Consider the following 329-nt stretch of genomic DNA (forward strand, 5'->3'; position numbering starts at 1 on the left):
CCTTTTCTGTCGTCCTCCTTTCCTTTTCTACTTCTTCCTTCCCTCCCTCCCTTTTTCTTACTTTTCTCTCCTCCTTTTCCTCCCTTCTTCCTCTTCTTCCTCTTCTCCCCCCCCTCCTCCTCCTCTCTTTCCTCCTCTTCTCTCCTCCTTCCTTCTTCGCTTCTCTTCTCGCTCCTTCTTCCGTTTCTTCCTTCTTCCCTCCTCTCTCCTTTTCCCTCCCTTTCCCTTTTTCCCCTCTTTTCCTCTCCCTCTCTCTCCCCCTCCCTCTTTCCCTCTTCCCCTCCTCCTTTTTTTTCCCTTTCTCTCTTTCCCCTCCCCTCTTCCTCCTC

The 329-nt window shown here is 51.7% G+C and carries 1 protein-coding gene; it reads right to left on the reverse strand.

Annotated features, from left to right (window positions below; translation table 11 throughout):
• Positions 1-329: hypothetical protein (locus VE25_RS23810; RefSeq protein WP_201776023.1), on the reverse strand; the 329-nt coding region annotated here is incomplete at both ends.

Origin of the sequence: Devosia geojensis, from assembly GCF_000969415.1 — a bacterium.
In the GTDB taxonomy this organism is placed as follows: Bacteria; Pseudomonadota; Alphaproteobacteria; order Rhizobiales; family Devosiaceae; genus Devosia; species Devosia geojensis.